The following is a 14,039-nucleotide window of genomic DNA, read 5'->3' as shown; positions in this document are numbered from 1 at the left end:
ACCGGACGCAGCTCTTGCCTTCAGATGCGTCAGAGTGGCCTTTGGGCCGATATGCGACCGGAGGAACGATCATGTCCGGCGAAGACCTCAAGACCCTGCTCGCCAAGGCCTCCCCCGCCCGCTCCGGCGACTTCCTGGCGGAAATCGCGGCGGCGACCCGGCAGGAGCGGGTGAAGGCCCAGCGCCAGCTGGCCGATACGACGCTCGGCGCCATTCTCGAAGCGCCGCTGATCGATCCGGAGGAAGACGACGTTTCGGCGCTGATCCTGCGCCAGCACGATGCCGATTCGTTTCGGCCGATCGCCGGCTGGTCGGTCGGCGAGATGCGCGAATGGCTGCTCTCGGACGATGCGACGCCGCCCGCCATCGCCGCGCTCAAATGGGCGCTGACCCCGGAAATGGTCGCGGCGATCGCCAAGATCTGCCGAAACCAGGATCTGATCGCGATTGCCCGCAAGCGACCCGTCGTCACCGCCTTTCGCACGACCGTGGGCCTGCCGGGGCGCTTGTCGGTCCGCATCCAGCCCAACCATCCGACCGACGACCCGCGCGGCGTCGCGGCCTCGATTGTCGACGGCCTGGCCTTCGGCTGCGGCGACGCGGTGATCGGCATCAACCCGGCCACCGACAGCCCGTCGGCCATGCGCCGCCTGCTCGAGCTGATCGAGGAACTGCGCCTGCGCCTCGGCTGCCCGGTGCAGTCCTGCGTGCTGGCCCATGTCACGACGGCGATCGACGCGATGAACCGGGCGGCGCCCGTCGACCTGGTCTTCCAGTCAGTGGCGGGCTCGCAGAAGGCCAACGCCTCCTTCGGCATCTCCCTTGCGATGCTGAAGGAAGCACACGACGCCGCGCGCGGGCTGCGGCGCGGCACGGTCGGCGACAACGTCATGTACTTCGAGACCGGCCAGGGCTCGGCCCTGTCAGCCAATGCCCATCACGGCATGGACCAGCAGACCATGGAGGCGCGGGCCTATGCGGTGGCGCGCGAATTCGATCCGCTGCTGGTCAACACCGTCGTCGGCTTCATCGGCCCGGAATATCTCTATGACGGCAAGGAAATCATCCGCGCCGGGCTGGAGGACCATTTCTGCGGCAAGCTGCTCGGCGTGCCGATGGGCGTCGACGTCTGCTACACCAACCACGCCGAGGCCGACCAGGACGATATGGACAATCTCCTGACGCTGCTCGCCGTCGCCGGCGTCAATTTCGTCATGGGGGTGCCGGGCTCGGACGACGTCATGCTGAACTACCAGTCGACCTCCTTCCACGACGCCGCCTATGTCCGCCGGGTGCTCGGTCTGCGCCCCTCGCCGGAGTTCGAGACCTGGCTGATGGATGCAGGGATCTTCAACCGGGAGGGTTTCCTGAATCCAGCCGACGGGTCGCTGATGCTGGCCGCGAGGGCGCAGCTGCTGGAGGCCGCCGAATGAGCGACCTGCGCAAGCCGGGGCAGGGCGGACCCCATCCGCTGGCGCGGCTGCGGCGCCATACCGACGCGCGCATCGCCCTCGGCCGGTTCGGCGCCGGGCTGCCGACCGCGGCGCATCTCGACTTTGCCGAGGCCCATGCCGCGGCGCGCGACGCGGTCCATGCCGCATTCGACGTCGTTGGCGTCGCGGCGGCGCTGGCGGCTTCCGGTCATTCCTCGCTACGCGTCGAAAGCCAGGCGCCGGACCGACCGACCTATCTTCGGCGCCCGGATCTCGGGCGGCTGCTAGCGCCGGAATCCGCTGCCCTGCTCCGCCAGACGCCCGGTCCACACGACCTGGTGCTCATCATCGCCGACGGCCTGTCGGCCTTTGCTGCCAACAGCTACGGCGCCGAAGTCGCCGCGGGGATCCTCGAACGACTGCCAGACGCTTGGACCGCCGCACCGGTGGTCGTCGCCAGCCATGCGCGCGTTGCTTTGTCCGACCCGATCGGCGAGGCTTTGGGTGCCCGGATCGCGCTGATGCTGGTCGGCGAGCGGCCCGGCCTGTCGGCTGCCGACAGTCTCGGCGCCTACCTGACCTTCGGACCGCGGCCCGGACGCAGCGACGCAGACCGCAATTGCGTCTCCAATATCCGCGATCGCGGTTTCAGCCCGGCAGCGGCTGTGGAGAAACTCCTCGCCCTGATCCAGCGTTCGCACGAACTCGGGCTCTCGGGCGTCGGACTCAAGGACGACGGCGACGACCGGCTCACCAGCGAGTCGACATCCGCGCCGCTCCTCTCCTCAGGATGAATGCACAGTCATTGGGCTGATGGAGAACTGCCCAGATTGACGCCATAACGATTCAGTGATCGTATCGCTTCGGGAGGCTTCACCGGGGATCTGCTGCCATGCTGTCTGAACGCAAAGCCATTTCATACCAGACCGCTGACGCGGGATATTTCGACAAGCGAAGTCTGAAGAAATACGCCGGCGTCTGGTCGCTGTGGGCGCTCGGCGTCGGCGCGGTGATCTCCGGCCACTATTCCGGCTGGAACCTCGGCCTCGCCTCCGGCGGCTGGGGCGGCATGTTCATCGCCACCATCCTCATCGCCATCATGTATCTCGGGCTGACCTTCTCGATCGCCGAGATGTCGCCGGCGCTGCCGCACACCGGCGCCGCCTACTCCTTCGCGCGGACCGCCATGGGCCGCTGGGGCGGCTTCGTCACCGGGCTCTGCGAAAACGTCGAGTACGTCCTGACGCCGGCGGTGATCGTGTTCTTCATCGGCTCGTACCTGACCGGCATCTTCGAAACGCCCGCTTCCTTCCAGCCGGTCTGGTGGATCGTCGGCTACATCCTCTTCGTCGGCCTTAACGTCGTCGGCGTCGAATTGTCGTTCAAGGTGACGGTGGTCGTCACGCTGATGGCGCTGGCGGTGCTCGTGATCTTCTGGATCTCGGCGATCCCCGATGTCGACTTCGCCGCCAATGCGCTGGACATCGCACCCGGCGGCGGCCTGCTGGAGGGCGGCAACGGCCCCTTCCTGCCTTTCGGTCTCACCGGCGCGCTGACCGCTCTGCCCTTCGCCGTCTGGCTGTTCCTCGCCATCGAGCAGCTGCCGCTCGCCGCCGAGGAATCGGTCGACCCGAAGCGCGACATGCCCAAGGGCATCCTCTTCGGCATGCTGACGCTGATCGTCTCGGCTTTCATGATCCTGTTCCTCAACCCGTCGCTGCCGGGCGTCGGCTCCTTTGCGCTCGGCTCCTCGGGCGAGCCGCTCCTCGAAGGCTTCAGCGCGATCTACGGGTCGGGCATCGCCAAGCTGCTCGCCTTCGTTGCGATCATCGGGCTGATCGCCTCGTTCCACACGATCATCTTCGCGCAGGGGCGGCAGATCTACTCGCTGTCGCGGGCAGGGTATTTCCCGCGGGCGCTGTCGATCACCCACGACCAGCGCAAGACGCCGTATCTCGCCATGGTGGTCGGTGCTTCCGTCGGCCTGGCGATCATGCTCGTGCTGTTCGTCGGGCTCGGCGCCGATGCGGGTTCGGCGATCATCGGCGGGACGCTGCTCAACATGGCGGTGTTCGGGGCGATGTGTTCCTACATCGCCCAGGCGATCTCATTCATCCTGCTGCGCCGCAACCATGCCGACATCGCCCGGCCGTATCGCAGCCCCTTCGGCATTCCAGGTGCCGTCGCGACGATCGTCATCGCGGCAGTGACGCTGGCCTTCCAGCTTTCCGACCCGACCTATCGCGCCGGCGTCATCGGGGTCGCGATCTGGTTCGCCATCGGCATCGCCTATTTCGCGCTGGTCGGCCGGCACCGCCTGATCCTCTCGCCGGAAGAGGAATTCGCCATCGAACAGGCGGAGCGCGCGAAGACGGGTGCCGCGCCAGTGGGCGACGTCGCCATCTGACAGAATGAGGCGGCGGTGATCGAAGGTGCCGCCGCCTTTCCCTCGCGCCGCAGGTCGCTATCTTGCCTGCCGCGCGTGCGGCGCTGACCCCGCGTGCTGGAACGACGTGAGGGAAGCCCGCCATGAAGACGATCAAGCTCGGCCGCACCGGCCTCGACGTGACGCCCATCTGCCTCGGCTGCATGAGCTACGGTGTTCCGGAAGCCGGCACGCATCCCTGGTCGATGCCGGAGGAGGAGAGCCGCCCCTTCATCCGACGGGCGATCGAGCTCGGCATCAATTTCTTCGACACCGCCAACGCCTATTCGGCCGGCACCAGCGAGGAGATCGTCGGCCGGGCGCTGAAGGACTTCGGCAACCGCGACGAGCTGGTGATCGCCACCAAGGTGTTCAACCGGATGCATGACGGGCCGAACGGCGCCGGCCTGTCGCGCAAGGCGATCATGTCCGAGATCGACAACAGCCTGAAGCGGCTCGGCACAGACTATGTCGACCTCTACCAGATCCACCGCTGGGACTACGGCACGCCGATCGAGGAGACGCTCGAGGCGCTCCACGACGTGGTGAAGGCCGGCAAGGCCCGCTATATCGGCGCGTCCTCGATGTTCGCCTGGCAGTTCGCCAAAGCGCTGCACCTGTCCGATCGGCACGGCTGGGCCCGCTTCGCGACCATGCAGAATCACCTCAACCTGCTCTATCGCGAGGAGGAGCGCGAGATGCTGCCGCTCTGCCGCGACGAGGGGATCGCGGTGATTCCCTGGTCGCCGCTGGCGCGTGGCCGGCTGACGCGGCCATTCGGCGAGGCGACCAACCGCACCGAGACAGACGAGGTCGGCAAGGCGCTCTACAAGGCGCATGAAGATGCCGACAAGGGCGTGATCGAGGCGGTCGGCACGGTCGCCGCGGCGCGTGGCGTGCCCCGTGCACAGGTGGCGCTCGCTTGGGTGCGGCAGAAGCCCGGCGTCACCGCGCCGATCGTCGGCGCCACCAAGATGCAGCATCTCGACGACGCCGTGGCGGCGCTGGAGATCGAGCTGTCCGCCGATGAGATCGCGGCGCTGGAAGCGCCGTATGTGCCGCGTCCGGTGGCGGGCTTTCGCTGAAGACACGCCCCGGCATCCTGAGGCTCCGAGGGTCTGCGTCATTGACGGCAAACCCGCGGGGTGCCTAGCGTCGCAGAGGCTCACCCGGCATGGGTGCAACGGCGAGGCGACACGATGGCGGCGAACAATCCGAACGACCCCGACCCGACGCTTCTGCCCGTCGACGATGCGGCGCTGGCCGCCCGCCGGGAGGCGCTTGCCAGGCGTATCGCCGACCAGCGGAAGCGGCTTCCGGAAAACCGCGAACCGGCGGACCGATCGCAGGGAATGCAGGGCGTCGCGCAGGGGCTGAAGATCGCCAGCGAATTTGTCGCGGGCATTCTGGTCGGCGCGGCGATCGGCTATCTGATCGACATGCTGGCCGGCACGTCGCCCTTCGGGCTCATCATCTTCCTGATGATCGGCTTCGCCGCGGGGGTTCTCAACGTCATTCGCGGAGCCTCCGGCACCGGCCCGGCCGGCGGGCCTCCGGGAAGCGGGACGAGCACGCCGGATTGAGCGACTGCAGCAAAGTCTTGCGCAGGGTGTTGCGAAGCGGAGTTCGGGACGCTATTGGGCAGGGCGGCCCTCGCCGGGTAGCGAATGTGACGAAGGACCACTGAGTTTGGCGACCAACCCGACCGATCCGATCCACCAGTTCGTGATCTCCAGAATCGTGCCGATCGAAATCGGCGGACTGGACTTCTCGTTCACCAATTCCGCCCTGTTCATGGTGGTCACGGTCGCGCTGACGACGGCGCTGCTCTATTACTCGACGCGTGGTCGCGGCCTGGTGCCGAACCGCATGCAGTCGGTATCCGAGCTGTCCTACGAGTTCATCGCGAACATGCTGCGCGATGCCGCCGGCTCCGGGGGGATGCGCTTCTTCCCCTTCGTGTTCTCGCTGTTCATGTTCATCCTCGTCGCCAACCTGCTCGGGATGGTGCCGTATTTCTTCACCGTCACCAGCCATCTGATCGTCACCTTCGCGCTCTCCGTGCTGGTGATCGGCGTCGTGGTTGTCTACGGCATCAAGAAGAACGGCCTCGGCTTCTTCAAGCTGTTCGTGCCGTCCGGCGTGCCGGCGATCCTGGTCCCGCTGGTGGTGATCATCGAAGTCGTCTCGTTCCTGTCCCGGCCGGTTTCGCTCTCGGTTCGTCTCTTCGCCAACATGCTGGCGGGCCACATCACGCTCAAGGTGTTCTCCGGCTTCATCGTCTCGATGACCGCCATGGGCGCCCTCGGCATCGGCGGGGCGATCCTGCCGCTCTTCATGACCGTCGCTCTGACGGCACTCGAATTCCTGGTCGCCGCGTTGCAAGCCTACGTCTTCGCGGTCCTGACCTGCATGTATCTCAACGACGCGATCCATCCAGGCCACTAAGACATCCCCAGGATACCCCAGGGGCGGCCGTCCAGCCGCCACATCAGCCGCAATCGAAATTTCAAAGGAGTTTGACATGGACGCGGAAGCAGCAAGATACATCGGTGCCGGCCTCGCATGCTTCGGCATGGCGGGAACCGCCCTCGGTCTCGGCAACATGTTCGCCGCCTATCTCTCGGGCGCACTGCGCAACCCGTCGGCCGCCGACGGCCAGTTCGGCCGCCTGATCTTCGGCTTCGCAGTCACGGAAGCGCTCGGCATCTTCTCGCTGCTGATCGCGCTTCTGCTGCTCTTCGCCGTCTGATCCAAGCAGCCACTGAAGACGAACCGGCCGGCGGCAGTCTCTGTCGCCGGTCCGTTTGCCGGAGCCCTCGATGTTCGTAAGCCAAGCCTTCGCGCAGACCGAATCGCCCGACGTCCTGCTTCCGCCGGCGAGCCCGGCGCCGTCGACGCATGGCGAAATCTATGTCGAGGAAGGTCATGAGGGCGGTTTCCCGCCGTTCGAGACCGAATATTTCCCATCGCAGCTGCTCTGGCTGGCGATCACTTTCGGCATTTTCTACCTCGTCCTGAAGAAGGTCATCCTGCCGCGGATCGCGGGAATCCTCGAGAACCGCCGCGATCGGATCGCGCTCGACCTCGAGGCCGCCGATCGCATGCGCGCCGACGCCGACGAGGCGCAGGCCGCCTACGAGCAGGAACTCACCGAGGCCCGCGACCGCGCCCATGGGATCGCGCTCGAAGCCAAGGAATCGGCCCGCACCGACGCCGAGAGCGAGCGCAAGCGCATCGACGGCGAACTGGACGGCAAGCTCGGCGCCGCCCAGGTCCGAATCGACGACATCAAGCGCGAGGCGCTGAAGGATGTGGGCTCGATCGCCGAAGAGGCGACCGACGCGATCCTGCGCGAGGTCGCGCGCATCGAGGCACCGCGCGAGGAAATCGCCGGCGCCGTCACCGCTGTTCGGAGCTGACGGCCATGATGGACAATTCATTCTGGGCTCTTGTCGGCCTGATCCTGTTCTTTGTGATTATCTTCTACGTCCGCGGGCCGCAGAAGGTCGGCAAGACCCTCGACGACCGCGCGGTCCGCATCCGCCAGGAGATCGAGGAAGCGCGCGAGCTGAAGGAAGAGGCCAAGCAGCAGCTGGCCGAATATCAGCGGCGTCGGCGCGAGGCCGAGGTCGAGGCGCAGGACATCCTCGCCGCCGCCAAGCGCGAGGCAGCCCTGATGCTCGAGGATGCGCAGCGGCGCAACGAGGAATACATCACCCGCCGGACCGCCATGGCCGAGGCCAAGATCGCCCAGGCCGAGACCGACGCGATCGCCGAAGTGCGTGCCTCTGCCGTCGATCTCGCCGTCGAGGCGGCCGCGAAGATCCTTGCCGAGCGCCAGGCCGCCGAAGGTGGCCGGTTCATCAACGAATCGATCGCAGCGGTCCGCAAGAACCTCAACTGAGATTCCGGGCAGCCATCGCTGCCTTCAAGTCATCAACGCAATCTAGAGGCTGCCGTAAGGCGGCCTCTTTGCGTTGGGGCAGGCATTTACCTTGCGGGGGAGAGCAGCGCGGCCTTCCGGCGAAGCCTGCTGGCCGCAGTTTTCCGAGGAGGCCTCGCCGTCACTCGGCCGCGTCGAGCAGGTCCGGGCGCAGCGGCCTAAAACTCATGCGATGCAGCGGCGTCGGCCCGAGGCGGGCGATGGCCGAGAGATGCTCGGCCGTCGCATAGCCGACATGCCGCGAGAATCCGTAGCCGGCATAGGTCGGGCAGGCCCGATACATCATCCGGTCGCGCGTGACCTTGGCGACGATCGAGGCTGCGGCGATCGACAGGCTCAACGCGTCGCCGCCAATGACGGCCGTCCCCGGACAGCGGAGGCGCGGCGGCACGTCCCGCCCGTCGATCAAGACATGGCACGGCGGGTCCCCCAGCGCGTGCAGCGCCCGGCGCATGGCGAGCAGCGTCGCGCCGCGGATGTTCAATATGTCGATCTCGCGCGCACTGGCGGACGCGATGCCCACCCAGGCGGTCGCGACGATCTCGCCGAACAGCCGTTCGCGGTCTACGCGCTCGAGCTTCTTGGAATCATCAAGGCCCTGCGGCAGCCGTGCGGGGTCGAGAATCACCGCTGCCGCCACGACCGGGCCAGCCAGCGGGCCGCGACCCGCCTCGTCGATGCCGGCGACGCAGCGCGCGCCGGAGCCCAGAAGCTGGTCTTCGCGCGTGAAGTCCGGCCCGGGCGCCTTGGCGGCCCGGCCCTTGGGAAGAGCGGGAGAATCGGAGGAACGGCGAGCCATGATGCGGCAAGACTCGCGCATTCTCCGATTCTCCACAAGCCTCGCCGATCACGGGGTGAGGGATCGACGAGCCCTGGCCGGACCAGGGGTGGCGGTCCGGCCGAGACGTTTTCCGGCAGGACCGGTCTAGAGCAGCGCCAGCTGCACGCCGGTGCCCCGCGGCGGGGTGAACAGGTCGCAGCGCAGCTTGGTGCGCGCCTCGTTGAGGCCGAGGCGCCGCGCCGTCATCTCGAATCGCCGCCGGATCTGGAAGGCATAGGGCCCGGTGCCGCGCATCCGCTTGCCCCACTCGGCGTCATAGTCCTTGCCGTCGCGCATAGAGCGCAGCAGGGACAGGACATGCCGGTAGCGGTTGGGGTAATGGCGCAGCAGCCACTCCTTGAACAAGGGCGAGACCTCCAGCGGCAGGCGCAGCAGGACGTAGCCGACCTCCCGCGCCCCTGCCGACTGGGCCGAGTCGAGGATCCGCTCGATCTCGGAGTCCGTGAGGCCCGGGATGATCGGCGCCATCATCACCATCGCCGGGATCCCGGCTTCCGACAGCGCCTTGACTGCCTCCAGCCGCTTGGCTGGGGTGGCGGCGCGGGGTTCCATCGTGCGGGCGAGGCTTCGATCGAGAGTCGTCACCGACAGCGCCACCTTGGCGAGCCCCTTGGCCGCCATGCGCGACAGGATGTCGATGTCGCGCGTGACCAGCGCCGACTTCGTCACGATGCCCACCGGATGGTTCGCCGCCTCGAGCACTTCCAGGACCTCGCGCATGATCCGCCAGGTCTTCTCCACCGGCTGGTACGGGTCGGTATTGGTGCCGATGGCGATCGAGCGGACCTCGTAGCCGGGCTTCGACAGCTCGCGCTCCAGGAGTTCGGCCGCGTTCGGCTTGGCGAACAGCTTGGACTCGAAGTCGAGCCCCGGCGACATGCCCATATAGGCGTGCGTCGGCCGCGCGAAGCAGTACACGCAGCCATGCTCGCAGCCGCGATACGGGTTGATCGACCGGTCGAACGAGATGTCCGGCGAGCTGTTGCGGGTGATTATCGTCTTCGGCGCCTCGACCTGCACCTCGGTCTTGAACGGCGGCAGTTCCTCGAGGCTGTTCCAGCCGTCGTCGAACGCGACGCGCGCGAAGGGCTCATAGCGGCCGGTGGGGTTGATCCCGGCGCCGCGGCCGCGTCGCCGCATCCGGTCGACCCGGAGGCCCGAGCCGTCGATCAACTGATTGGCGATCTCGACTCCGTTCGCCGTAGCGAACGCTGCGCGGTCGGCGTGGCTGACGTCCTGCATGGTCTTACCCTTCCGGTTCGAACCCTCGGTGGACTTGTGAACAAAGACCTAATGCTCGAATGAGAACAATACAAGAACAAAATGCCTGCTGGCCAGGAATGCGGCGCTCGGCTATCGAGGGGCATGCTCACTGTGCTGATGGAATGCGGGACGGACGATCAGGGTGTGGCGGCGACGCTGGCGACGCTGGTGCCCGGCGCCGTAGAGGGCGTCGTCCGCGAGGTGGTGCTGGTCGATCGGGGAATGTCTGCGGAAAGCCGCAAGGTCGCCGATCATGCCGGGTGCCGCATCGTCGCGGCCGCGGATCTGCGCCAGGCGGTAACGGCCGCACGGGGGGAATGGCTGCTGATGCTGGAGCCCGGCGCGCGGCTGCAGCCCGGCTGGATCGAGGCGGTGATCGAGCATGCCGACGCCGTCGCGCGCGGCAATGCCCGTATTCCGGCGGCCCGCTTCTCGCGGTCGCGGGCGGACAGGCCGAGCCTCCTCGGTCGGCTGCGCCAGTCGCGCAGTGCTCTCGTCGAAGGTTTCATGATGCCGAAGCAGCAGGCCGTGGGGCGCGCGCGGGCGGCTTCCAGCCTGGAGGCCATGGCCAAAGGCGTCGCTGTCGGCACCCTGCCGGCGGACATCCGTCCGGCCCCGCGTCACCGCCCGCGGGGCTGATCCGTCAAGTCAGGTCGAGCGGCCGCCGCGTCGCAGGTGCTCGTCGAGCCGCGGCATGATCTCGACGAAATTGCAGGGCTTGTGGCGGTAGTCGAGCTGCGGCTCGAGGATGTGATCCCAGCCGTCGCGGCAGGCGCCGGGCGAGCCGGGCAGGGCGAAGACAAAGGTGGCGTTTATGACCCCGCCGGTTGCCCGCGACTGAATCGTCGAGACACCGATCTTGTCGTAGGAAATCCGGTGAAAGATCGTCGAGAACCCGTCCATGCGCTTCTCGAACAGCGGCTCGAGCGCTTCCGGCGTCACGTCGCGGCCTGTGAAGCCGGTGCCGCCGGTGGTGATCACCACGTCGACGTCGGCGCGGTTGCACCATCCCTGCACCACCGCCCGGATTGCGTCGACGTCGTCGGTGACGATCTGCCGGTCAGCCAGACGATGACCATTGGCGGTCAGGCGCTCGACCAGCACCGAGCCCGACCGGTCGTCGTCGAGGCCCCGCGTGTCGGAGACGGTGAGAATGGCGATAGACAGGGGAATGAAGGCGCGTTCGTCGCTCATGCCGTGGTCAGCTCCGTGTCGGCAGGGTCCGAGACCCACCATGAGGGATAGGCCGCTTTCAGGCCAAGCCTTGCCCGATGCAGCGACGGGCGATCGGCAAACAGGCCGAACACCGTGGCGCCGGAACCGGAAACGCGGGCGAACAGTGCGCCGGCGGCGCGCAACGCGTCGGTCACCTCTGCGATCGCCGGGGCAATCGTGGTGGCGGGCGCTGCGAGGTCGTTGCGGGTTTGCCCGAGCCACGCCGCCAGCGCGACGGCATCACGGAACCCGTCCGGCGGAAGCAGCGGCAGCTTCGCATTGTCCCGGCTAGCCAGCGCCCGGAACACCGCCGGCGTCGCCACCGCCACCCCCGGATTGACCAGGAGGATCGGCAGGTCCGGCAACGGCGCCAGCGCCTCGACATGCTCTCCAATGCCGGAGACGAGGGCAGGGCGGCCCGTCAGGCACATCGGCACGTCGGCGCCGAGCGTGACGGCGTCTGCCGCGATTTCGGCGCTTGCGACCGGGCAGGCGTTCGAAATGATGCGAAGCAGCGCCGCCGCATCTGCCGAGCCGCCGCCGATGCCCGCCGCGACCGGCAGGCGCTTGTCGAGATGGATGGCGAGAGGCGGCAGTGCCAGGCCAAAGGCCGCGACCCGCGCGCGGGCGAATCGCGCCGCCTGCAGCAGGATGTTGTCCGCTCCGTCCGGTACGGAGGCGGCGAACGGTCCCTCGACGACGATCGTGTCATCGTCGCCACCGGGCGTGACAGACACCCTGTCACGCGCCTCGGCCACGAAGGTCACGAGGCTCTCCAGCCGGTGATAGCCGTCGGTCCGCTGGCCAACGACGTGCAGCGCCAGGTTGACCTTGGCGGGAGCGTCGCCGGCGGCGGCGGGGAGCGCCAGAGGCTTCACGGCTTGCGGCCGGTCAGTCGGCGGCTTCGATGCCCGTCTCCGGTGGCGCTGCGTTGGCGCGCGGACCACTGGGCGCCGGCGCCTCCTCTGCCGGCTCGGCCCGGCCGTCCGCCGAACCGCCTTCGTCGGTCTCCGGCTGGAGACCTTTCTCAAGCTTGACCTTGATCGCCTCGATCACGTCGGGCTCCGGGGCCGGCTCGCCGTTCAGCGCCCGCTCCCACTGGAACTCGGCCTCGCGCTTGCGGCCGACATGCCAGTAGGCGTCGCCGAGATGGTCGTTGATCGTCGGATCCATCGGCGTGATCAGGACGGCGCGCTCCAGCTCGTCGACCGCTTCCTGGTAGCGTCCGAGCCGGTAGTAGGCCCAGCCCAGCGAATCGATGATGTAGCCGTCGTTCGGGCGCAGCGTCACCGCCTTCTTGATCATGTCCAGACCCTCTTCGAGGTTCCGGTTCATGTCGACCCAAGAATAGCCGAGGTAGTTCAGCACCGCCGGCTGGTTCGGCGAAAGCTCCAGCGCCTTGCGGAAGTCCGGCTCCGCCTGATCCCACTGCTTCAGCCGCTCATGGGCGATGCCGCGCTGGTAATAGAGGTTCCAGCCGGCCGAGTCCTTGGCTTCCGCCAGGCGCACCGCCTCGTTGAGCGACTCGGCGGCGCCGGCATAGTCCTTGTCCGCGGCCAGCACGTCGGCGAGCGCCGTGTGCGACTGCACGTCGTCGGGATAGTCCCGGACCGCGCGGCGCAGATGCTCCTTGGCCTCGTCCTTGCGCTCGGCATACCAGAGGTCGAGCCCGATCTGCAGCTCGGCAGTCCGCCGATAGGCCGAGCTCTCCGGGATCTCGCGATAGTAGGAGATGGCAAGATCCAGCCGCTCGGAGCGCTCGGCGATGCCCGCCAAAGCCGTCAGCAGCGCCGGGCTGCGAGGCTCGATCGCCCGCGCCAGCTGGAAATACAGCAACGCCACCTGCTGGCCGTCGCCGCGATTGATCGCCTGACCCAGAATGTAGAGCGTCTCCGCAGCGCCGTCCTGGACGTCGGCGACGGCCGGTTCGACCGTCTCGCCCTTCTCGATGCGGGCGCGCAGATGCAGCAGCGGATCGTAGGTGCCGACGAGCGCCAGGCCCTGGTCGACGGCGGCCAGTGCCGCGTCGCTATTGCCTGCGCGCATCTCCAGCCGGGCGAGCGCTTCGGCTGCCGCGAGGTAGGCGTCGGGCGAGGTGCGGGCGAGTTCCTGGTCGTCGGCGACCTGCTTGTAGGACCGACGGGCGACGTCGACGCGCCCGGCTACCTCGGCGAGGAGCCCCTTCTCGTAAGCGTTGAAGATCGCATACCAAGGCGCCGAATCGAGTTCGTCGATACGCGATAGCGCGGCATCGATCCGGCCGGCGCCAAGCTCCGCCCAGGCGGTCAGATGGCCGAGCAGCAGCGCGTCGAGATCGCTCGGGTTGACGATGTCGAGTTCGGCGATCGCCTTGTCGTAGTCGCCCTTGCGCAGTGCATCGACGCCGAGCGTGATGCGCGCGACCTTGCTGGCTTCCTCGCTGTCGCGCAGCTTGGCGGCGAGATCGATGCCGTCCTCGAACCGGCCATTGGCGAGATACGCGAACATCGCGTCCTGCTGCAGGAGATTGGAATCCGGGTCGATCGCCAGCGCCTGGCTGTAGAAGTCGCTGGCCGCTTCGAGATCGCCCTCGAGCTGGGCCGCCTTGGCGGCAAGATAGGCGCCGGACAGCGACTGCGCCCGCACGCCGATCGTCGCGGCGGCCGGTGGTTCGTTCGTCGATCCGGCGGCCATCGCGCTGAGCGGGCTGCCTGCCAGGAGCAGGGCGGTCGTCAACGACGAGAGAAGGCGCGTTATCTTCACGTGAGATCCTCTTCCGGGCGGGCTTCGGCCACGGGCCATGCTCGACGCGCGGCCGAGTCGTTCCGGCAGGCCGGACGATTCGCCGAGGTGAAGTCAAGCCGCCCCATAATGCAAGGGCATCGCCTTGTTGCGCCGAGAGATTGGCGGGAATGCGACTGGGTTTTGCCCCCGTCG

15 protein-coding genes are annotated in these 14,039 nt (G+C 67.6%); 10 read left to right on the top strand and 5 right to left on the bottom strand.

The features are described 5' to 3' along the window. The first annotated feature begins 71 nt into the window (after positions 1–71). From GTW51_RS04820 to GTW51_RS04780, 9 genes are all read left to right on the top strand, one after another. Positions 72–1,433 (top strand): ethanolamine ammonia-lyase subunit EutB, encoded by a 1,362-nt coding sequence (locus GTW51_RS04820; RefSeq protein ID WP_163042772.1) that lies wholly within the window; start codon positions 72–74, stop codon positions 1,431–1,433. Further along, on the top strand, positions 1,430–2,227 hold the full coding sequence (eutC, locus tag GTW51_RS04815) for an ethanolamine ammonia-lyase subunit EutC (protein ID WP_163042771.1): 798 nt from the start codon (positions 1,430–1,432) through the stop codon (positions 2,225–2,227). Before GTW51_RS04820 ends, eutC begins: the two co-directional genes overlap by 4 nt. Before the next feature lie 98 nt (positions 2,228–2,325). Continuing rightward, complete coding sequence (locus tag GTW51_RS04810; RefSeq protein WP_163042770.1) at positions 2,326–3,840, top strand: amino acid permease; 1,515 nt, start codon at positions 2,326–2,328, stop codon at positions 3,838–3,840. Positions 3,841–3,962: 122 nt separating this feature from the next. After that, positions 3,963–4,943, top strand: coding sequence for an aldo/keto reductase (locus tag GTW51_RS04805; RefSeq protein ID WP_163042769.1), 981 nt, complete (start codon positions 3,963–3,965; stop codon positions 4,941–4,943). A gap of 114 nt (positions 4,944–5,057) precedes the next feature. Then, a complete protein-coding gene (locus GTW51_RS04800; RefSeq protein ID WP_163042768.1) occupies positions 5,058–5,441 on the top strand; it encodes an AtpZ/AtpI family protein in 384 nt (127 codons plus the stop codon). A gap of 100 nt (positions 5,442–5,541) precedes the next feature. Beyond that, positions 5,542–6,306: a F0F1 ATP synthase subunit A gene (locus GTW51_RS04795; RefSeq protein ID WP_425483228.1), complete on the top strand. Its 765-nt coding sequence runs from the start codon at positions 5,542–5,544 to the stop codon at positions 6,304–6,306. Positions 6,307–6,382: 76 nt separating this feature from the next. After that, positions 6,383–6,610, top strand: coding sequence for a F0F1 ATP synthase subunit C (locus GTW51_RS04790; protein ID WP_163042766.1), 228 nt, complete (start codon positions 6,383–6,385; stop codon positions 6,608–6,610). A 70-nt stretch (positions 6,611–6,680) separates the two neighbouring features. After that, a complete protein-coding gene (locus tag GTW51_RS04785; protein ID WP_163042765.1) occupies positions 6,681–7,280 on the top strand; it encodes a F0F1 ATP synthase subunit B in 600 nt (199 codons plus the stop codon). Between the two features lie 8 nt (positions 7,281–7,288). Next, entirely contained in the window at positions 7,289–7,765 is a 477-nt protein-coding gene (locus GTW51_RS04780; RefSeq protein ID WP_163043008.1) for a F0F1 ATP synthase subunit B, read from the top strand. Between the two features lie 160 nt (positions 7,766–7,925). On the opposite strand, the gene GTW51_RS04775 is transcribed toward GTW51_RS04780, so the two are convergent. Beyond that, a complete protein-coding gene (locus GTW51_RS04775; protein WP_425483227.1) occupies positions 7,926–8,606 on the bottom strand; it encodes a ribonuclease HII in 681 nt (226 codons plus the stop codon). 123 nt (positions 8,607–8,729) lie between these two features. Next, positions 8,730–9,887: a PA0069 family radical SAM protein gene (locus GTW51_RS04770; protein WP_163042764.1), complete on the bottom strand. Its 1,158-nt coding sequence runs from the start codon at positions 9,885–9,887 to the stop codon at positions 8,730–8,732. A 123-nt stretch (positions 9,888–10,010) separates the two neighbouring features. Between GTW51_RS04770 and GTW51_RS04765 the strand changes: the two genes are divergently transcribed. Next, positions 10,011–10,547, top strand: a complete 537-nt coding sequence (locus GTW51_RS04765; RefSeq protein WP_163042763.1) for a glycosyltransferase family protein — start codon at positions 10,011–10,013, stop codon at positions 10,545–10,547. A 9-nt stretch (positions 10,548–10,556) separates the two neighbouring features. Here the strand turns inward: GTW51_RS04765 and moaB are convergent, their stop codons facing one another. Genes moaB through GTW51_RS04750 form a run of 3 tightly spaced genes read right to left on the bottom strand, consistent with a single transcriptional unit; the run spans position 10,557 to position 13,865 of the window. After that, the gene (gene moaB, locus GTW51_RS04760) at positions 10,557–11,102 is read right to left on the bottom strand and encodes a molybdenum cofactor biosynthesis protein B (RefSeq protein WP_163042762.1); all 546 of its coding nucleotides are present in this window, start codon (positions 11,100–11,102) and stop codon (positions 10,557–10,559) included. Continuing rightward, the gene (locus tag GTW51_RS04755; RefSeq protein ID WP_163042761.1) at positions 11,099–12,001 is read right to left on the bottom strand and encodes a 4-(cytidine 5'-diphospho)-2-C-methyl-D-erythritol kinase; all 903 of its coding nucleotides are present in this window, start codon (positions 11,999–12,001) and stop codon (positions 11,099–11,101) included. The genes moaB and GTW51_RS04755 overlap by 4 nt, the downstream gene beginning before the upstream one ends. A gap of 13 nt (positions 12,002–12,014) precedes the next feature. Further along, complete coding sequence (locus GTW51_RS04750; RefSeq protein ID WP_343033909.1) at positions 12,015–13,865, bottom strand: tetratricopeptide repeat protein; 1,851 nt, start codon at positions 13,863–13,865, stop codon at positions 12,015–12,017. Between the last annotated feature and the right edge of the window lie 174 nt (positions 13,866–14,039).

The sequence above is a fragment of the Aurantimonas aggregata genome (assembly GCF_010500835.1).
Lineage (GTDB): Bacteria > Pseudomonadota > Alphaproteobacteria > Rhizobiales > Rhizobiaceae > Aurantimonas > Aurantimonas aggregata.
Note: the sequence above shows the minus strand (reverse complement) of the source record. Positions and strands in the feature narration are given on the sequence as shown.

Excerpts from the sequence above, each read along its gene's own strand:
- GTW51_RS04820 (WP_163042772.1), top strand. The coding sequence starts at position 72 with ATGTCCGGCGAAGACCTCAAGACCCTGCTCGCCAAGGCCTCCCCCGCC.
- eutC (WP_163042771.1), top strand. The coding sequence starts at position 1,430 with ATGAGCGACCTGCGCAAGCCGGGGCAGGGCGGACCCCATCCGCTGGCG.
- GTW51_RS04810 (WP_163042770.1), top strand. The coding sequence starts at position 2,326 with ATGCTGTCTGAACGCAAAGCCATTTCATACCAGACCGCTGACGCGGGA.
- GTW51_RS04805 (WP_163042769.1), top strand. The coding sequence starts at position 3,963 with ATGAAGACGATCAAGCTCGGCCGCACCGGCCTCGACGTGACGCCCATC.
- GTW51_RS04800 (WP_163042768.1), top strand. The coding sequence starts at position 5,058 with ATGGCGGCGAACAATCCGAACGACCCCGACCCGACGCTTCTGCCCGTC.
- GTW51_RS04790 (WP_163042766.1), top strand. The coding sequence starts at position 6,383 with ATGGACGCGGAAGCAGCAAGATACATCGGTGCCGGCCTCGCATGCTTC.
- GTW51_RS04785 (WP_163042765.1), top strand. The coding sequence starts at position 6,681 with ATGTTCGTAAGCCAAGCCTTCGCGCAGACCGAATCGCCCGACGTCCTG.
- GTW51_RS04780 (WP_163043008.1), top strand. The coding sequence starts at position 7,289 with ATGGACAATTCATTCTGGGCTCTTGTCGGCCTGATCCTGTTCTTTGTG.
- GTW51_RS04770 (WP_163042764.1), bottom strand. The coding sequence starts at position 9,887 with ATGCAGGACGTCAGCCACGCCGACCGCGCAGCGTTCGCTACGGCGAAC.
- GTW51_RS04765 (WP_163042763.1), top strand. The coding sequence starts at position 10,011 with ATGCTCACTGTGCTGATGGAATGCGGGACGGACGATCAGGGTGTGGCG.
- moaB (WP_163042762.1), bottom strand. The coding sequence starts at position 11,102 with ATGAGCGACGAACGCGCCTTCATTCCCCTGTCTATCGCCATTCTCACC.